Raw genomic sequence first — 17,139 nt, forward strand, 5'->3', positions numbered from 1 at the left:
GTCAGCCCTTGAGCGCGCCGGAGGTGAGCCCGCGGGCGAACGAGCGCTGGAAGAGGAGGAACACGATGACCGACGGCGCGAGCGCGAGAAGCGACGCGGCCATGATCACGCCCGGTGTGACGGCGGGGTCGATGCGCAGGGTGCGCAAGGCGAGCGGCAGGGTGTACGTGGCGTTGCTCTGCGAGACGAGCAGGGGAAGCAGGTACTGGTCCCAGATCATGGTGAAGCCGAACACCCCGACCACGCCGAGGGCGGGCTTGCAGAGCGGCAGGATGATCTGCGCGAACACGCGGAACTCGCCGGCGCCGTCGATGCGGGCGGCCTCCTCGAGCTCGATCGGCACGTCCTTCATGAACTCGGTCATGACGAGGATCGAGAACGCCCACGCGCCCAGCGGCACGATCATGCCGGCGAGCGTGCCCATGAGGTTGATGTGCACGAGAGGCAGATCCGCGAGCAGGATCGACAGGGGGAGTGCGAGGATCTCCTCCGGCAGCATCATGGTCGCGAGGATCGCCACCATCACGAGCGCGGAGAAGCGGAAGCGCTTGCGGGCGAGGGCGTAGCCGGCCAGCACCGAGACGACCACCTGCAGCAGCAGGCCGAAGCCGACCACGAAGAACGAGTTGGCGAGGTACTTCAGCACGCCGTAGTCGATGGCGATGCCGAAGTTCTCCAGGGTCGGCTTCGACGGGATGATGCTCAGCTCGGTCGGGTCGCTGATCTGGCTGAACGCGCCGACGAGCAGCGCGAGCAGCGGGCCCGCGAACAGCGCCGCGACGATGACGTAGAGCACGATCTTGACGGCGATCGCGAGCGGGGTGCGGCTCTCGGTCAGGCCGAGGGCGGTGTCGGTGCCGGCGCTCATGCGTCCTTCCTCCTGCGGGTGATGATCTGCACGAACACGGTCAGGACGAGCGTGGCGAGGAACAGCAGCACCGCACCCGCCGAGCCGACGCCGAGCTTGCCCTGCTCCAGGCCGAGCTTGTAGAGCAGCGTCATGACCACCTCGGTCGCGCCGTTCGGTCCACCGTTGGTCATCAGGAACACCTCGGTGAAGACGCGGAAACCGCGTACGGCGGCGAGGATGAAGAGGATCGTGAACACGGGGCGCAGACCCGGCAGGGTGACGTGCAGGATCCGCTGCCAGCGATTCGCCCCGTCGACCGTCGCCGCCTCGTACAGGCCGCGGTCGATGCCGGCGAGGCCGGCGAGGATGATCATCATGTCGTAGGGGGCGCCGCGCCAGATCCCCATGAGCATGATGGATCCCATCGCGGATCCGGGGGCGTTGATGAACTCGCTCGGGCCGAGGCCCACGACGCCGAGGATCGCGTTGAGGAATCCGTCGGGCGACGGGTAGTACATGATCCGCCAGAGCTCGGCGATCACGGCCATCGGCACCACGACGGGCAGGAAGGCGGCGGAGCGCAGGAACGAGAGCTTGCGCGTCTGCCCCTCCAGCAGCAGGGCGAGCAGGAAGCCGACGCCGAGACTGCCCGCGGTCTGCCCGAGCGCGAGGACCAGGGTGTTCAGCGCCGCGCTGCGGAAGTCGGGGGAGGAGAGGATCGTCTCGTAGTTGGCCGTGCCGACGAACTCGTTGCCGAGGTACGGGCGGACGTTCTCGACGGACATCTGGACGGCCTGGACCATCGGGATGTAGCGGAAGACGAGGAACAGCAGCAGCGCGGGAGCCAGGAACGCCCACGGGATCCACCATCGCCCCTGCATGCCTCCGCGGCGGCGCCGAGCCGGCGACGGGACCACGAGGGCCTCCGTCGCCGTGCTCGGCACGGTTCCCGCCGGGGCGGTGTCCATGATGTCGTAGGTCACTTCTTGAGGATCCCCTGCGTCAGCAGCTCACTGGTGAGCTTGCCGTCGAGCTTGGTCAGCTCGTCCTTGAGATCGAGCGAGCAGTCCGCCAGGAGCGCGTTCACGGTGTCGGCGGTCATCTGGCGCACCGGCGTCCAGCTCGGGATGTTCGGCGCGTAGCGGCCGTTGTCCTGGTAGGCGGTCGCGAAGGTCTCCCAGCGCTGGTCGTCGCGCACGTCGGAGACCTTGACCTTCTGGTTCACCGGGAGCTGGACGCTGAACGTGCCGTTCTGGCCCTCCATGCCGGCCTTCTGCGCGCCGGCGCTGATGTACCAGTCGGCGAACGCGTTCTGGCCCTTCTCGTTCTCGGAGCCGGCCATGAGGTAGATCGCGCCGCCCTCGGCCAGCACCGTCGCGTCCTTCGGACCCTTCGGGGCCGGCACGACCTCGTACTTGTCGGCGCCGAGCGACTTGTCGAAGCGCGGCATCATGTACGGGCCGGTGAGATACATGCCCGCGACGCCGGTTTCGAAGGCCTCGTTCGTCGGCGGGGTGTCCATGCTGACCGCTCCGGGCTGCATGACCTTGTCGGTGCACTGCAGGCCGCGGTACCACTCCATGGCCTTGACCGAGGCGTCGTCGCTCATCGCGGGGACGAACTTGGCGCCGGACTTCTTGATGAAGTCGCCGCCCGCCGCCCAGAGGAAGTTGGAGAAGTACCAGGAGGCGTATCCGCGCTTGGTCGAGCCGGGCACCGCGAGACCGTATGTGTCGTTCTGGCCGTCGCCGTCGGGATCCTCGGTCGTGAAAGCCTGCGCGACCGTGCGCATCTCGTCCCAGGTGGTGGGGGCCTTCAGCCCCAGCTTCTTCAGCCAGTCGCTGCGGATCAGCAGGGCGTTGGCCTGCGCCGAGTAGGGGACGGCGTAGGTCTTTCCGTCCGTCGCCTTGCCGGCCGCGGCGGCCTGAGGGGTGAGGTCCTTCGCGTTGGGCACGTCCGTCGCGCTGACTTCGCGCACGATGCCCTGGGTGTGCATGGTGCCGAGCTGGCTGATGTCGTTCATCACGATGTCGGGAAGCTTGCGCTGCCCGGCGCGCTGTGCGAGCTTCGTCTCGAAGTCGTCGAAGATCGCGGTGAGCTCGGCCTTGTAGCCGGTCTTCTTCTCGAAGGCGGCGACCATCGCCTGCTGCGCGGCTTCGCTCGGGCTGCCAGGAGTGGTGCGGATCCAGATCTCCAGGGTGGCCTTCTCGTTCTGGGCGACGGCGGGCTTGCCGCCGCTCGAGCCGCTGCTCGAACAGCCGGCGAGGGCGAGGGCGGCGACGCCGAGCAACGCGGCGGTGCGCAGGATTCTGCTGTGCATGATGGGTCTCCGTCGTATATGGCAAACGCTTGCCACTTTGCAAGGCGTCGATGGCGAATCTAATGTAGGGGCGCAGACGCTGTCAATCAGTCATCGGATGTTTCGCCCGTCGGGGGCGGATCGAAGGGAGTCAGGATGGGCGGGCGGATGCGCGCAAGACTGGTCATGGAGGAGCGTCGCCGCGGCGACGTCTACCCGGACGAGGTGCTCACCAGCATCGACGCCGCGGTGACGCTGGTGCGGCCGTTCCTGACGGCCGAGGAGCTGGCCGAGCAGTCCGACGCGCTCGCAGACGTCGACGTGCTGCTCACCGGCTGGGGCGCGCCGGTCGTCGACGAGGGACTGCTCGACCGTGCGCCGCGCCTGCGGGCGGTGCTGCACGGGGCAGGATCGGTCAAGCACCTGCTGACGCCCGAGGCCTGGAAGCGCGGGATCACCGTGGTCTCTGCGGCGGCCGCCAACGCCGACCCGGTCGCGGAGATCGCCGCCGCCCAGATCGTGCTGGCGGTGCGAGGCGTGCCCGCGGCGCGCCGGCGCTATGCGGCCGAACGGAGACGGGCCGCGGCGGACGTGGCCTCCGGCGCGCGCGGGCGCACCGTGGGTCTCGTCGCGCTCGGCGAGATCGGGCGGCGCGTGGCCGAACGGCTGCGCGGATCCGGGTTCCGGCTCGTGGCGGCCGACCCGTTCGCCGGGGCTGCTGACGCCGCCGAGCTCGGCGTCGAGCTCGTGGAGCTGGACGAGCTGTTCGCGACCTCGGATGTGGTCAGTCTGCATGCGCCGCTGCTGGACGCGACGACGGGGATGATCGACGCCCGCCTGCTGCGCCTGCTGCCGGCGGGCGCGACGCTCATCAACACAGCGCGTGGCGGCCTGATCCGCGAGGACGACCTGATCGCGGTGTGGCGGGAGCGGCCGGACCTCACCGCGCTGCTCGATGTCACGGTCGACGAGCCGCCGCAGCGGGACTCGCCGTTGTGGGAGCTCGAGAACGTCGAGCTGACGCCGCACGTCGCGGGCTCGATGGGGGAGGACAGGGCGGCGATGGGCAGGCTCGTCGCCGAGGAGCTGGCCCGCTACGCCGCCGGCCGGCCGCTCCTGCATCGCGTGGATCCCGCGTCGCTCGACCGCATCGCCTGAGCGGATCGAGCTCCCGACGGCAATCGATTGCTGATTGCTGTCGGGCCGAGCAGACCTCGTCTCGACGCAGGTGCATCCCGGTCCGTTCGCGCTAGGCTCACCGCATGAATCCGGAACGCCGTTCCTCGGCCGTCGAGCCCGGTGCCGACCCGGGCGGCTCCGGGCACGCCGGCCTGCGCGCGGCGACGCTGCACGACGTCGCCACCCAGGCCGGCGTCTCGCTGGCGACCGCATCGCGCGTGCTCAACGGATCCGAGCGCAAGGTCGCCGAGGGATTCCGGGAGCGCGTCGAGCGCGCGGCCGAGGCCCTCGGCTACACCCCGAACATGTCGGCCCAGGCGACGGCGCGCGGGCGCTCGCCCGTGATCGCGCTGCTCGTGGCCGACATCGCCGACCCGTACTTCGGTCAGATCGCGGCCGGCGTCGCCCGCGGCGCCGACGAGCGCGGTCTCGTCGTCACGATCTCGATCACCGAGCGCGATCCGGACCGCGAGCGGCGGATCCTGCGCGCGCTGCGCGGGCAGCGACCCCAGGGACTCATCCTCGCCGCCTCCCGTGCCGACCTGGCCTCGCGCTCCGCCACCTCGCCTGTCGAACTGGAGGCCTTCGAGCGCTACGGCGGCAGAGTCGTCGCGTTCGGCGAGGGGCAGGAGCTCGGCGACGGCCGGACCGCGCGCTCGGTCGTGCTGGACAACGCGGGCGGGGCCGAGGAGCTCGGCCGCCGGATGGCCGCGCTCGGCTACCGCACGGCGATCGGGATCGGCGCGGCCGCGGGCGTGCGCACCTCCGATGACCGCCTCGGCGGCTTCACGCGCGGTTTCGAAGGCGGCGGCGGCAGGCTGGATCGGATCCTGCGCGGCGACTTCCGGCGCGAGTCGGGCGCCGCGGCGATGGCTGAGGCGCTCACGGCGGGCGTCGAACCGGGCACGCTCGTGTTCGCGATGAGCGACGTGGTCGCCCTGGGCGCGATCTCGGCGATCCGCGAGGCCGGACGCGAGGTCGGCGCGGACATCGCCGTGTGCGGCTTCGACGACGTGCCGGCGAGCGGCGACGTGACCCCGGCGCTGACCACGGTGCGCCTGCCTCTCAACGACGCCGGATACCAGGCGTTCCGGGCGATCGTCGACGACGACTGGGTCCAGGCGGCGCTTCCCATCGAGGTGGTCGTGCGCGCGAGCACCCCGGGTGTCGTCCGCGCTCGCTGAGGCGACGCCGGCGCGCTATCCGGCGCCCACCGATTCCCGATCCGGGTCGGCGGCGGTCACGGCCGCCACGATGTCGTCCGTGGCGATGCCGGGATCGAGCACTGCGAGCAGCGCGCGCACCGGATCCGCCGACCGCCTCGCGTCATCGATCGCGGCCTGCTTCGCGTCGGGCGCGCCCGCCCCCGCACGGACGAGACCGATCCAGGCGGCGAGGGCTGCGAGTGCGGCGTCGCCCTCACGCCCCGCTGCCCGCTCCGCGCGCAGGATCGGCACGATGCGCAGGGCGAGCTTGGTCGCGCCGTCCTCGGCGATCTGCGCCAGCCGGTGCGCGATCCGGGCGTTGTCGAAGCGGTCGGCCAGGGCGCCGCGGTAGGCGTCGAGGTCGAGCCCGCCGGGCAGGTGCCGCACGGCTTCGTCCCAATAGGCGTCGACGCGGGCCCTGATGCCGGGATCGGCCATCGCCTCGGCGACGGTGGTATGACCGCGCAGCAGGCCGATGCCCGCGAGCAGGCTGTGCGCGCCGTTGAGCAGCAGCAGCTTGCGGCGCTCCCAGGGGCCGATGTCGTCCACGAAGCGCGCGCCGGCCGTCTCCCACTGCGGGCGTCCGTTCGGGAACCGTCCGCACAGCACCCAGTCGGAGAAGGGCTCTGCGACCACAGGGGTGACGTCGCGGAACCCGGTGAGCACGGCCGCGGCCGTGCGGTCGGCATCCGTGGTGCGCGGCGTGATGCGGTCGACGGACGTCGACACGACCGAGACCTCGTCCGCGATCCACTCCGCGAGAGCCGGATCCACGGCGCCCGCGAGAGCCGCCAGCGCTGTGCGCACCCTGACGCCGTTGTCGGGGAGGTTGTCGCACGGGACGATCGCGATCGGTCCCGCGTCCGCCGACCTCCGTGCGCGCAGCCCGGACAGCAGGCGTCCCAGCGCTGTCCCGGGTGCTGAGCCGGCTCGCAGTGCGGCGAGGTCGGCGGCGACCGCGGGATGAGCGGTGTCGGGCGTGCCGTCGGGGCGCAGCCGGTACGCGGGCTCGGTGATCGTGAGCGTCACGAGCGCGGTCGCGGGCGCGGCGAGGAGCCGCTCGAGCCGGGCGACGTCGCCCGCGGGATACGCCTCGACGATCGTCGGCACGATCTCGGCACGATCGGTCTCCGGCCCGCGCTCGATGAGCGTGTACAGCCCGCCCTGTCCCGCGAGCTCGTCGGCCGCTCTGGGACTCCGGCCCGTGAAGGCGGCGATCGTCCAGTCCGCGGCATCCGCGGCGTGAGCCGTGTACCACGCCTGATGCGCACGGTGGAAGGCGCCGAGTCCGAGGTGCACGATGCGGGGCGGCGGAGCCGCCGCACGCCACCCGGGGCTGCGGCGCAGGGACGCGCCGGTCACAGCTTGAAGACCTTCCGGGGCAGGGCGTCGACGAGATCCTGCGCGATCCGGCCTGCCATCGGCTCGTCCAGCCGGCCCTCGGCGACGAGCCGGGCGAGGAACGACGCATCCAGGCGGCGGGCCATGTCGTGCCGCGCGGGGATGGACAGGAACGCGCGGGTGTCGTCCACGAAGCCCGATCCGCGATAGAAGCCCGCGGTCTCGGTCACTGCGGCGCGGAAGCGCAGGATCGCATCCGGGGCGTCGAGGAACCACCACGGCGCGCCGATGTAGAGGCTCCGGTAGAAGCCCGCCAGCGGCGCGATCTCGCGCGAGAACGACGTCTCGTCGACCGTGAACAGCACGAGGTGGAAGTCGGCGATGTTGCCATAGCGCTGCAGCAGTGGGCGCAGCGCCTCGGCGAACCCGGTGCGCACCGGGATGTCGTGTCCCGTGTCGGGCCCGAAGGCCTCGAACGTCGCGGTGCTGTGATTGCGCAGCACTCCCGGGTGCACGGTCATGACCAGGCCGTCGTCGACCGACATCCGGGCCGACTCCAGCAGCATGTGGCCCTGGAACGCGGCAGCCTCCCGGTCATCGAGTCGCCCGCTCACGGCGCGCGAGAACAGGGCGGATGCCTCTTCCGGCGTGAGGTCGACGGCGAGCGGCTGCAGCACGCCGTGGTCGGCCGAGACCGCGCCGTGCGCGACGAAGTGCGCCCGGCGCTCCTCGAGCGCGGCGAGGTAGCCCGCGTAGTCGTCGACGGGGGAACCGCTCCATGCGGCCAGTCGCTCGATGTTCGCGGCGAAGTCGGGATGGGCCGGGTTCAGATAGGCGTCCGGGCGGAACGTCGGCGCGACCCGTCCGGAGAACCCGGGGTCCGCCGCCAGCGCGCGGTGCGCGGCGAGGTCGTCGAGCGGGTCGTCCGTGGTCGCCAGGAACTCGATGCCGAACGCGTCGAAGAGGGCGCGGGGGCGGAACGAGGGCTCGGCGAGCACCGCGGAGATGCGGTCGTACAGCGCGTCGGCATTGTCGGCGTCGGGCTGCTCGGTGAGCCCGAACAGCGCGGAGAACTGGTGGCGCAGCCAGTACCCCGAGGCCGTCCCGGCGAACAGATGCCAGTTCGCGCAGAAGCGCCGCCAGGCCGTGCGCGGGTCGGCGGTCGGAGCCGCACCGGTGCGATCCGGCACCGCGAGCTCGTTGAGGGGGAGGCCGGAGGCGTGCAGCAGCCGGGTGACGTAGTGGTCGTGGCGCAGCAGCAGGTCGGTGGGATCGGAGAAGCGCTGATCGTGGAGCAGGAGCGCCGGGTCCACATGGCCGTGCGGAGAGAGGATCGGCAGGTCGGCCGTCCGCCGGTAGAGCTCGCGGGCGATGTCGCGGGTGCGCTGGTCGACGGGGAACAGACGGTCCGGGTCGGATTCGAGATGCATGGGTGCTTCCTGGATGGCGGGACGGTCGTGGACGTGCGGCCGGTGCGCATGCCGGATCATGGGCGCCCCGCCTCCCCGCGGTTTCCGGAGACGGTGCGGCCCCTCGGTATTCTGTCCGGCGGCTCCGCACGATGTCAACCGGTTGCCATCGGCGGTCCGTTCCGCGGGTGCGCGGTCATCCGATGGGCGGAAGGGTCGCGCGGCCTGCTCGACAAGCGGTTGGGCACCGCCGCGTCATCGCGAGCGTCAGAGGAGCGGTTGCGCGATACGGTGGAGTGCGAGTCCTGAAGGAGTGTGCTCGTGGCAGCTGACGCAGCGGATCCCCGGCCGGCGCGATCCCGAGCCCGCACGGCGGCCACGATCTACGACGTGGCGAAGCTCGCCGGCGTGAACCCGTCGACGGTTTCGCGGGCGCTCACTCAGCCCGGGCGTGTCAACGCGCAGACCGAGGCGAGGATCCGCGAGGCCGCCGCGCAGCTCAAATACCGCACCAATCCCATGGCGCGAGCGCTGCCGACCGGGCGTACCAAGACCCTCGGCCTGCTCATCGCCGACATCACGAACCCGGTGATCTTCGGCATCGTGCGCGGTGCGGAGCACGCGGCCGGCGAGTTCGGCTACACGCTCGTGATCGCGGAGTCGCAGGAGTCGGGGGAGCGAGAGGCGCGGTCGGCCGAGCGGATCCTGCCGGCCGTCGACGCCCTCGTGCTCGGCACGACGCGCCTGGCGGACGACCAGATCCGCGAGCTCGCCGAGGCGAAGCCCCTGGTCGTGCTCAACCGGGAGATCTCGGGCGTGTCGACCGTCACCCCCGACCTCGAGCCGGGGATCGATCAGGCGCTCGCGCACCTCGAGCTGCTGGGCCACGCGGCGCTCGTGTTCCTCTCGGGGCCCGCCGACTCGTGGATGAGCCGCCGCCGCGGGGAGGCGCTGAGGGCCGGCGCGGAGAGCCGTGGAATGACGATCGCCTCGATCGGGCCGATCGATCCGACGATCGACGGCGGACGCGGAGCCCTGCCGCGGGTCATCGCCTCGCGGGCGACCGCGGTGATCGCCTACAACGACATCATGGCGATCGGGCTGCTCCGGGCGGCGGCGGAGCACGGCGTCGCCGTGCCCGGCACCTTCAGCATCCTCGGGTTCGACGACATCTTCGGATCCGATTTCACCTCGCCGGCGCTGACGACCGTGCGCTCGCCGCTGGCGGCGGCCGGGGGATTCGCGGTTCGCCGAGCGCTCGAGCTCGCGGGCGCCGTCGAGCCCGACGACGCCGCGGCGATCGAGGCGGCGTCGCTGGAGACCGAGCTCGTGATCCGGGGCTCGACGGGTCCGGTCCGCTCGGCCTGATCCGCGCCCTGCCGCGGGGCCGCTCGAGGTCCGCCCTCCCCGGGCTGGTTCTCCGACTGTCCGGTGTTCCGCCCTTCTTCGATGCACGGTATGGCAAGCGGTTGCCTAAGCGGGGCGCGTCGTGATTCAATGAGCCCGCATCCTCCCGAGACGCCCCGGCACGGACACCGCAGTGCGAAAGGACATCCTCATGCGAATCGACATGGCCGAGGTGATCGTCACCAGCCCCGACCGCAACTTCGTCACCCTGAAGATCACCACCGCCGAGGGGCTGACCGGCCTGGGCGATGCGACCCTCAACGGGCGCGAGCTGGCCGTGGTGGCGTATCTGCGCGAGCACGTCGTGCCGCTGCTGATCGGGGCGGACGCGTCCCGCATCGAGGACACCTGGCAGTTCCTGTACCGGTCGGCGTACTGGCGGCGCGGTCCGGTCACGATGGCCGCGATCGCGGCCGTGGACATGGCGCTCTGGGACATCAAGGCCAGGGCCGCAGGGATGCCCCTCTACCAGCTGCTCGGCGGGGCGAGCAGGGAGGGGCTCCTGGCCTACGGACACGCCTCGGGCAAGGAGCTCCCGGAGCTGTTCGACTCGGTCCGCGCGCACCTCGAGCAGGGATACCGCGCGATCCGGATCCAGACCGGCGTTCCCGGGCTGAAGGCGATCTACGGGATCGCGTCACAGGCCGCGGACACGGGCGGCGGCGAGGCGCGCTACGACCACGAGCCGGCCAGACGGGGCGCGAAGCCGGTGCAGGAGGACTGGGACACCCGCGCCTACCTCCGCCATCTGCCCGGCGTCTTCGAGTCCGTGCGCAACGAGTTCGGCCCGGAGATCCCGCTGCTGCACGACGGGCACCATCGGATGACGCCGATCCAGGCCGCGCAGCTCGGCAAGTCGCTCGAGCCGTACGACCTGTTCTGGCTTGAGGACTGCACGCCCGCTGAGAACCAGGAGGCGCTGCGGCTGGTCAGGCAGCACACCACGACGCCCCTGGCGATCGGCGAGGTCTTCAACACCGTGTGGGACTTCAAGGACCTGATCCGGGAGCAGCTCATCGACTACGTCCGCGGCGCCGTCACCCACATGGGCGGGATCAGCCCGCTGAAGAAGACGATGGACTACGCCGCGTTGTATCAGATCCGCTCCGGGTTCCACGGCCCGACCGACATCTCGCCCGTCGGCATGGCCGCGCAGATGCACCTGGGCCTCGCGATCCACAACTTCGGCATTCAGGAGTACATGCGTCACGGTGCGAAGACCGACAGCGTGTTCCGGCAGTCCTTCACCTGGCGCGACGGCCTGCTGCACCCCGGTGAGGCGCCAGGTCTCGGCGTCGAGCTCGACGTGGACGAGTCGGGCCGCTATCCGTACGAGCAGGCCTACCTGCCCTACAACCGCCTCGCGGACGGCACCGTCCACGACTGGTGACGCTGGGCGCCCGCGAGCGTGTGCCGCGGGCGGTCAGCCGCCGAGGGCCTGGCTGACGACCGCGCGGGCCTCCTCCTGCACCTGGGCGAGGTGCTCGGGGCCGCGCAGCGACTCGGCGTAGAGCTTGTAGACGTCCTCGGTGCCGGAGGGGCGGGCCGCGAACCAGGCGTGCTCGGTCTGCACCTTCAGGCCGCCGATCGCGGCGCCGTTGCCCGGCGCGTGCGAGAGCTTCGCCGTGATCGGCTCGCCGGCCAGCTCGGTCGCCGAGACGGACTCCGGAGACAGCCTGCCGAGCGTGGCCTTCTGCTCGGGCGTCGCCGGGGCGTCCACGCGCTGGTAGGCGGAGGCGCCGAACGCCTCCTCCAGCTCGCGGTACCGCTCGGACGGGGTCTTGCCGGTGACCGCGATGATCTCCGCGGCGAGCAGGCAGAGCAGGATCCCGTCCTTGTCGGTGGACCAGACGGATCCGTCCTTGCGCAGGAAGGAGGCGCCGGCGGACTCCTCGCCGCCGAACGCGACCGAGCCGTCGAGCAGGCCCGGCACGAACCACTTGAACCCGACCGGGACCTCGAGCAGGCGCCGGCCGAGCGACTCGGCGACCCGGTCGATGATCATCGACGACACCAGGGTCTTGCCGATCGCGGCGTCGCGCGCCCAGCCCTCGCGGTGCGAGAACAGGTAGTCGATCGCGACCGCGAGGTAGTGGTTCGGGTTCATCAGCCCTGCGTCAGGCGTGACGATGCCGTGCCGGTCGGCGTCGGCGTCGTTGCCGGTGAGCACGTCGTAGTCGCCCTTCTTCGCGACCAGCGACGCCATCGCCGAGGGGGAGGACGGATCCATCCGGATTTTCTCGTCCCAGTCCAGCGTCATGAAGCGCCAGGTCGGGTCGACCTCCGGGTTCACGACCGTGAGGTCGAGACCGTGCATCTCGCCGATCAGCGCCCAGTACTCCACCGAGGCGCCGCCGAGCGGGTCCGCGCCGATCCGCACGCCCGCCCTCTTGATCGCGTCGAGGTCGATGATGCTCGGCAGATCCCGCACATACCCGTCGCGGAAGTCGTAGCTGCCGAGCGCGTCGGCGTCGATGTCGGCGAAGCGGGTGCGCTGCACGCCCTCGAGGCCGGCCTCGATCAGCTCGTTCGCGCGGTTCGCGATCCAGCCGGTCGCGTCGGTGTCGGCCGGGCCGCCGTGCGGGGGGTTGTACTTGAAGCCGCCGTCGCGCGGCGGGTTGTGGCTCGGGGTCACCACGATGCCGTCGGCGCGACCGGGGTCGTCGGCGGCGCGGTCGCGGTTGTAGGTGAGGATCGCGTGGCTGAGCGCCGGCGTCGGCACCCAGGCGTCGCGCGAGTCCACGCGCACGTCGACGCCGTTCGCGACCAGCACCTCGATCGCGCTGCGCTCCGCGGGGCGGGAGAGCGCGTGCGTGTCGCGGCCGAGGAACAGCGGCCCGGTGATGCCCTGCGCGGCGCGGTAGTCCACGATCGCCTGGGTCGTGGCGAGGATGTGCTGCTCGTTGAAGCTGCTGCTCAGCGAGGATCCGCGATGCCCGCTGGTGCCGAACGCCACGCGTTGAGTGGCGATCTTCGGATCCGGGGTCCGGTCGTAGTAGGCGGCGATCAGCTCGTCGACGTCGATCAGGTCGCTTTCCTCCGCAGGGAGGCCGGCACGGCTCGTCATGCCGACAGTCTGCCCCGTCGCGTCGACATTCGCATCATGATTTCGGCGTGAGGAGCCCGTCCACGGCGCTCCCGCTCGTCGCCGCACCGCTGCCCGCCACATTTTTTGACGTGTGCGCCATCGATCACTGTGGCGCGGGTCGAATTCTGTGGCGGCAGCACGCCCGGAACAACCATCTCTGTGGCGGCAGCACTGCCCGGAACAACCATCCAGTGCAACACCGGGGGGACTGCGGCAGGGGGGGACTGCGGCAGGGGGGACCGCGGCAGGGGGGGACCGCGGCAGGGCGGGGCCGCGGCAGGGCGGGACGGCGCGGACGGTCACATCCGGGGAGCCGGCCCGCCCCGCGGACTAGGCTGATCGCCGTGACCGATCCCGCCGCCGTCCGCCGCACCTACAGCTATCTCGGCCCCGCGGGGACCTTCACGGAGGCGGCGCTGGAGCAGGTCCCGGAGGCACGCGGCCACGACTGGCGCCCGGTCCACAATGTGGGCGAGGCGCTCGCCGACGTGCTCGAGGGGCGCAGCGACGCCGCCATGATCGCGATCGAGAACTCGGTCGAGGGCGGCGTCACCACCACTCTCGACGCCCTCGCCACCCTGCCCGGTCTCCGCATCGTCGGCGAATACCTGGTCAAGGTCGACTTCGTCCTGGTCGCGGCCCCCGGCACCCGGATCGAGGACGTCACGGTCATCGCTGCGCACCCGGTCGCCTACGCGCAGTGCTACGGCTGGCTGGGGGAGCGGATCCCGCGCCACCAGCACGTCCCGGCGGCGAGCAACGTCGCCTCGGCGCTGGGGATCCTGGACGGATCCCTGCACGCCGACGCCGCGATCGCCGCCCCCGGCATCGTGCAGCACCACGAGCTGGAACTGCTCGCCGACGGCATCGGCGACAACGAGAACGCCGTCACCCGGTTCGTGCTCGTGGCGCGCACGGTCGCGCCGGCCCCGCCCACCGGGGCCGACAAGACGTCGCTGATCGTGGAGCTGCCGGAGGACCACGCCGGCGCCCTGCTCGAGCTGCTCGAGCAGTTCTCCACGCGCGGCATCAACCTGTCGCTGCTGCAGTCCCGCCCGATCGGCGACGAGCTCGGCCGGTATCGGTTCGTGCTCGACGCGGACGGGCACATCCAGGACGAGCGCATGGCCGACGCCCTGCTCGGGATCCGCCGGTTCAGCCCGCGGGTCGTGTACCTCGGCTCGTACCCCCGCGCCGACCGCCGCATCGTGCAGTACCCCGAGCGCTACGCCGACGACGTGTTCGTCGAGGCGCGCGACTGGCTGCGCGCCCTCATCGCGGGAGAGCCGGAGGCCTGAATGGCGACGGGGGATCAGGGCGTGGCATTCAGTCCCACATCTCGTCGGATCGAGTCCCTCGGGGTCGACCGCCGCAGGTAGTATCGAGACGTGGTGGCGGGCAGGGTTGGAATTCGTGATGTCGCCCGCGTCGCAGGTGTGTCGTTGACAACGGTGTCGCATTCCTTCTCCGGACGCCGTGCCGTGAACCCCGAGACCCGCGACCGTATCTTCGCCGTCGCCGCGGGACTGGGTTACATCCCCGACCCGTACGCGCGCACCCTGCGCACGTCACGCAGCTCGATGATCGCGCTGCTCAGCGACACGGTGCTGACGACGCCGTACGCCGGGCGGATCGTCACCGGTGCGCAGGCCGTGGCGGATGAGCACGGCTACGCGCTGTGGTCGCTCGAGTCGGGCGGACTGCCGTCGCGGGAGGAGCGGCACCTCCTGGCCCTCCGTGCGCGGAAGGTCGACGGCATCCTGATCGCGCGCACGTACCATCAGCGCCTCGAGATCCCGCCGGCGCTGGGCGACGTCCCCGTCGTCGTGGTGGATGCGCACATCGACGACCAGGGCATCTCGATGGTCGCCCCGGACGAGCCCGGGATCGCCGCGACCGCTGTGCAGCACCTTCTCGCGCACGGCCACCGACGCATCGCCTACGTCGCCGCGCTCGATGACACCCCGGCGACCCAGGGGCGCGAGCAGGGCTACCGCGACACGCTGCAGGCCGCGGGCATCCCGCTGGACGAGGCGCTCATCGTGCGCGCCGAGTCGACCGCGCCCGGCGGACGTGTCGCGATCCAGCGGCTGCTGGACCTGGACGATCGGCCCACCGCGGTGTTCTGCTTCAACGACCAGATGGCGATGGGCGTGTATCAGGGTGCGAAGGTCAGAGGCCTCGGCATCCCGGCGGATCTCTCCGTGGTCGGCGTCGACGACCTCGACCTGATCTCGGCCGCTCTCGACCCCGGCCTCACGACCGTGGCGCTGCCGCACGTCGAGATGGGCATGTGGGCGGCGGCACGTCTGTTCGAGCAGCTCGCGGATCCGGAAGCACCGGCGCAGCACAACTACATGCGGTGTGCGCTGGTCGAGCGCGGCTCCGTGGCCGCTCACCGCAGCGCGGTGACCGCGGCCTCCACGCCGCGCACGGCGCCGCCGCGCACCTCGACCGACGCCTGACCGCTCTGCGGCGTCGTCAGGACGGTGTACGCGCGCCCCTGGCAGAACACCTCCAGGGTGCCCTCGTCCGCGATCACGTCCAGCTCGACGCTCTCGGACGGCGGAACGGCCATCTCCACGACGTCCCGGTACGGTGCGGGCATCCGCGCGGCCGCGGCGTCCTGCGATCGATCGACGAACGCCGCGGCGCGCTCCCGGCTCCAGCCCAGGGCGACACCTCCGGGAAGCAGCACGCGCACCTCGGCCTCCTCCTCGCTGTGCACCGTGAGGCGCAGGCGGTAGGCGGGAGCCGGCAGCGGCACCAGGTCGGACGTCCCCTCGGTGCGTCCGAGCGATCGCGTGACGCGCGCCGTCTCGTGCGACTCGAGCTGCGACACGGGTTCCGCCCGCAGCAGCGGGCCGGAATCGCTCGAAGCGAGCGTCAGCCTGCGGACGATGGTGTCGGGGCCGCCCGCGCCGCCGTGCGGCAGCCGCACCTGTCGCGCATACGCCCAGTTGGACGCCCAGGCGACCGCGTAGCGCGCCGACAGCCGCTCCTCGACCGGGGCGCGATCGTCGACCCAGGTGACGCCGGCGTAGTAGTCGGGGCCGCCGTCGAGCCAGTTCGGGGCGGCATCCGGCCCTCCGTTCGCGGTGAAGCGCTCGCCGTCCCAGTGGCCGGTCCAGTACGCCACGCCCAGCGGGCGCCCGTGCCGCTCGCCGTTCGCGCTGACGGCGAGCACCCAGGTCGGCTTCGCCGGGTCCCCGTCGAGGCCGATGCGGAACAGGTCGGGGCACTCGAGCGTGCCGAGATCGTCGCGCATGAAGTCCGAACGATAGGTCCAGTGACGCAGATCGGATGACGTGTAGAAGCCGATCCGCCGACCCTCCGCGAGAGCGAGGATCCAGGTCCCCGCGACCTCGTCGCGGACGATCTTCGGATCCCGCCAGTCGGGGGAACCGGGGTTCCGCATGACCGGATTCCCGTCGGAGGGCGTGAAGCGATACCCGCCGTCGGCGGATCCGAACAGGCTCTGCTGCTGGACGCCGTCGAGCTGCTGGGTCACGATCGCGACCGCGGCGCCGCGCCCGAGGCCTGCGACGCCGTCCTCATCGATCACGACGCTGCCGGTCTCGATGTCGCCGAGACCGTTGCGGTACTTCTCGATCGCGATGCCCTCGTCGTGCCAGAGGACGAGGTCCTCGGAGCTGAAGTGCCGCCACGACGTGCCGTTGCCGTGCGGGTGGTCGGGGTTGACCAGGTTGTAGAGGTGCCAGCGGCCGTTCATGCGCAGCGGTCGCTGCACGTCGTTCATCCACTCGCCCTGCGGGGAGATGTGCACGGACCCCGCAGCAGGGACACCGGGCGTGGGACGAGGAGAGAGGGGCGCACGCGATGACGGCGGGCGCCCGGCGAGGCTCAGCCCGACCACGGTGGCAGCGCCGGCGACGACGGCCCCGGCTCCGACCACGAGCAGCGTTCTGCGGGAGAGCGCGGGCGGGTCGTCCGTGGGTCCTCGTTCGTCTGCCATCCACCCTGTCTCTGCGCGCCGGAGATCGCTCGCGTCGTGCGGGGGACGCACACCACGCGGCGATCGCTGTCGACGCTACCGGCATGCAATCCGTTTTGCAAGAATGCCTGGATTTGCTGTCAGATCCTTATGAGGAGGCATGCAAAACGTTCTGCGTTTGATGTTGACTCTCCGTCCCTGCGTCGCTAACCTCCGACGAGGACGCACACCACGAAGCGATCGTTTCCTCCCCCCACAGAACGAAAGCGAGATGAGTCATGTTCAGATTCCGTCGCGCGACGACGGTGACCGCTGGTGCGGTCTCCGTCGTCACCGCGTTGACCCTCGGGCNCCGCCAACACACCCGGATTCCCGGAGCCGTCCACCCACACGCAGCAGGCGTACG

General features: G+C 71.3%; 13 protein-coding genes. 6 read left to right on the top strand and 7 right to left on the bottom strand.

Translation table 11 applies throughout. The annotated features are described in order from the left end of the window. Window position 1: 1 nt before the first annotated feature. From ACTJJZ_RS14795 to ACTJJZ_RS14805, 3 genes are read right to left on the bottom strand one after another with little or no spacing between them, the layout of a single operon-like run. A complete protein-coding gene (locus ACTJJZ_RS14795; protein ID WP_440721953.1) occupies window positions 2-868 on the bottom strand; it encodes a carbohydrate ABC transporter permease in 867 nt (288 codons plus the stop codon). Then, complete coding sequence (locus ACTJJZ_RS14800) at window positions 865-1,833, bottom strand: carbohydrate ABC transporter permease (protein ID WP_440721954.1); 969 nt, start codon at window positions 1,831-1,833, stop codon at window positions 865-867. Before ACTJJZ_RS14800 ends, ACTJJZ_RS14795 begins: the two co-directional genes overlap by 4 nt. Continuing rightward, window positions 1,830-3,170, bottom strand: a complete 1,341-nt coding sequence (locus ACTJJZ_RS14805) for an ABC transporter substrate-binding protein (protein ID WP_440721955.1) — start codon at window positions 3,168-3,170, stop codon at window positions 1,830-1,832. The genes ACTJJZ_RS14800 and ACTJJZ_RS14805 overlap by 4 nt, the downstream gene beginning before the upstream one ends. A 147-nt stretch (window positions 3,171-3,317) precedes the next feature. Here ACTJJZ_RS14805 and ACTJJZ_RS14810 point away from each other — a divergent pair, with 147 nt between their 5' ends. Both ACTJJZ_RS14810 and ACTJJZ_RS14815 read left to right on the top strand, forming a co-directional pair. Beyond that, the gene (locus ACTJJZ_RS14810; protein WP_440721956.1) at window positions 3,318-4,307 is read left to right on the top strand and encodes a hydroxyacid dehydrogenase; all 990 of its coding nucleotides are present in this window, start codon (window positions 3,318-3,320) and stop codon (window positions 4,305-4,307) included. A gap of 104 nt (window positions 4,308-4,411) precedes the next feature. Beyond that, window positions 4,412-5,512 carry a LacI family DNA-binding transcriptional regulator gene (locus ACTJJZ_RS14815; protein WP_440721957.1) on the top strand — a complete coding sequence of 367 codons (1,101 nt, stop codon included), beginning with the start codon at window positions 4,412-4,414 and terminating at the stop codon, window positions 5,510-5,512. Between the two features lie 15 nt (window positions 5,513-5,527). Here ACTJJZ_RS14815 and ACTJJZ_RS14820 read toward each other — a convergent pair whose 3' ends face one another. Further along, window positions 5,528-6,895, bottom strand: coding sequence for a mannitol dehydrogenase family protein (locus tag ACTJJZ_RS14820; protein WP_440721958.1), 1,368 nt, complete (start codon window positions 6,893-6,895; stop codon window positions 5,528-5,530). Beyond that, entirely contained in the window at window positions 6,892-8,304 is a 1,413-nt protein-coding gene (gene uxaC, locus ACTJJZ_RS14825) for a glucuronate isomerase (RefSeq protein ID WP_440721959.1), read from the bottom strand. Before uxaC ends, ACTJJZ_RS14820 begins: the two co-directional genes overlap by 4 nt. Before the next feature lie 300 nt (window positions 8,305-8,604). Here uxaC and ACTJJZ_RS14830 point away from each other — a divergent pair, with 300 nt between their 5' ends. Both ACTJJZ_RS14830 and manD read left to right on the top strand, forming a co-directional pair. Next, window positions 8,605-9,651: a LacI family DNA-binding transcriptional regulator gene (locus ACTJJZ_RS14830; protein ID WP_440721960.1), complete on the top strand. Its 1,047-nt coding sequence runs from the start codon at window positions 8,605-8,607 to the stop codon at window positions 9,649-9,651. A 190-nt stretch (window positions 9,652-9,841) separates the two neighbouring features. After that, complete coding sequence (gene manD, locus ACTJJZ_RS14835; protein WP_440721961.1) at window positions 9,842-11,080, top strand: D-mannonate dehydratase ManD; 1,239 nt, start codon at window positions 9,842-9,844, stop codon at window positions 11,078-11,080. Window positions 11,081-11,113: 33 nt separating this feature from the next. Here manD and pgm read toward each other — a convergent pair whose 3' ends face one another. Then, window positions 11,114-12,757 (bottom strand): phosphoglucomutase (alpha-D-glucose-1,6-bisphosphate-dependent), encoded by a 1,644-nt coding sequence (gene pgm / locus ACTJJZ_RS14840; protein ID WP_440721962.1) that lies wholly within the window; start codon window positions 12,755-12,757, stop codon window positions 11,114-11,116. 365 nt (window positions 12,758-13,122) lie between these two features. Here pgm and pheA point away from each other — a divergent pair, with 365 nt between their 5' ends. Together pheA and ACTJJZ_RS14850 are read left to right on the top strand one after the other, a co-directional pair. Beyond that, window positions 13,123-14,076, top strand: a complete 954-nt coding sequence (gene pheA, locus ACTJJZ_RS14845; protein ID WP_440721963.1) for a prephenate dehydratase — start codon at window positions 13,123-13,125, stop codon at window positions 14,074-14,076. Window positions 14,077-14,169: 93 nt separating this feature from the next. Further along, window positions 14,170-15,243 carry a LacI family DNA-binding transcriptional regulator gene (locus ACTJJZ_RS14850; protein ID WP_440721993.1) on the top strand — a complete coding sequence of 358 codons (1,074 nt, stop codon included), beginning with the start codon at window positions 14,170-14,172 and terminating at the stop codon, window positions 15,241-15,243. On the opposite strand, the gene ACTJJZ_RS14855 is transcribed toward ACTJJZ_RS14850, so the two are convergent. Beyond that, complete coding sequence (locus ACTJJZ_RS14855) at window positions 15,174-16,754, bottom strand: glycoside hydrolase family 32 protein (protein WP_440721964.1); 1,581 nt, start codon at window positions 16,752-16,754, stop codon at window positions 15,174-15,176. The two genes, ACTJJZ_RS14850 and ACTJJZ_RS14855, sit on opposite strands and share 70 nt — an antisense overlap. Between the last annotated feature and the right edge of the window lie 385 nt (window positions 16,755-17,139).

The organism is Microbacterium sp. 22242 (assembly GCF_052045495.1).
Lineage (GTDB): Bacteria > Actinomycetota > Actinomycetes > Actinomycetales > Microbacteriaceae > Microbacterium.

What these genes read in the sequence shown, in the direction of transcription:
- ACTJJZ_RS14795 (WP_440721953.1), bottom strand. Translation starts at nt 868, where the DNA reads ATGAGCGCCGGCACCGACACCGCCCTCGGCCTGACCGAGAGCCGCACC.
- ACTJJZ_RS14805 (WP_440721955.1), bottom strand. Translation starts at nt 3,170, where the DNA reads ATGCACAGCAGAATCCTGCGCACCGCCGCGTTGCTCGGCGTCGCCGCC.
- ACTJJZ_RS14810 (WP_440721956.1), top strand. Translation starts at nt 3,318, where the DNA reads ATGCGCGCAAGACTGGTCATGGAGGAGCGTCGCCGCGGCGACGTCTAC.
- ACTJJZ_RS14815 (WP_440721957.1), top strand. Translation starts at nt 4,412, where the DNA reads ATGAATCCGGAACGCCGTTCCTCGGCCGTCGAGCCCGGTGCCGACCCG.
- uxaC (WP_440721959.1), bottom strand. Translation starts at nt 8,304, where the DNA reads ATGCATCTCGAATCCGACCCGGACCGTCTGTTCCCCGTCGACCAGCGC.
- manD (WP_440721961.1), top strand. Translation starts at nt 9,842, where the DNA reads ATGCGAATCGACATGGCCGAGGTGATCGTCACCAGCCCCGACCGCAAC.
- pgm (WP_440721962.1), bottom strand. Translation starts at nt 12,757, where the DNA reads ATGACGAGCCGTGCCGGCCTCCCTGCGGAGGAAAGCGACCTGATCGAC.
- ACTJJZ_RS14855 (WP_440721964.1), bottom strand. Translation starts at nt 16,754, where the DNA reads ATGGCAGACGAACGAGGACCCACGGACGACCCGCCCGCGCTCTCCCGC.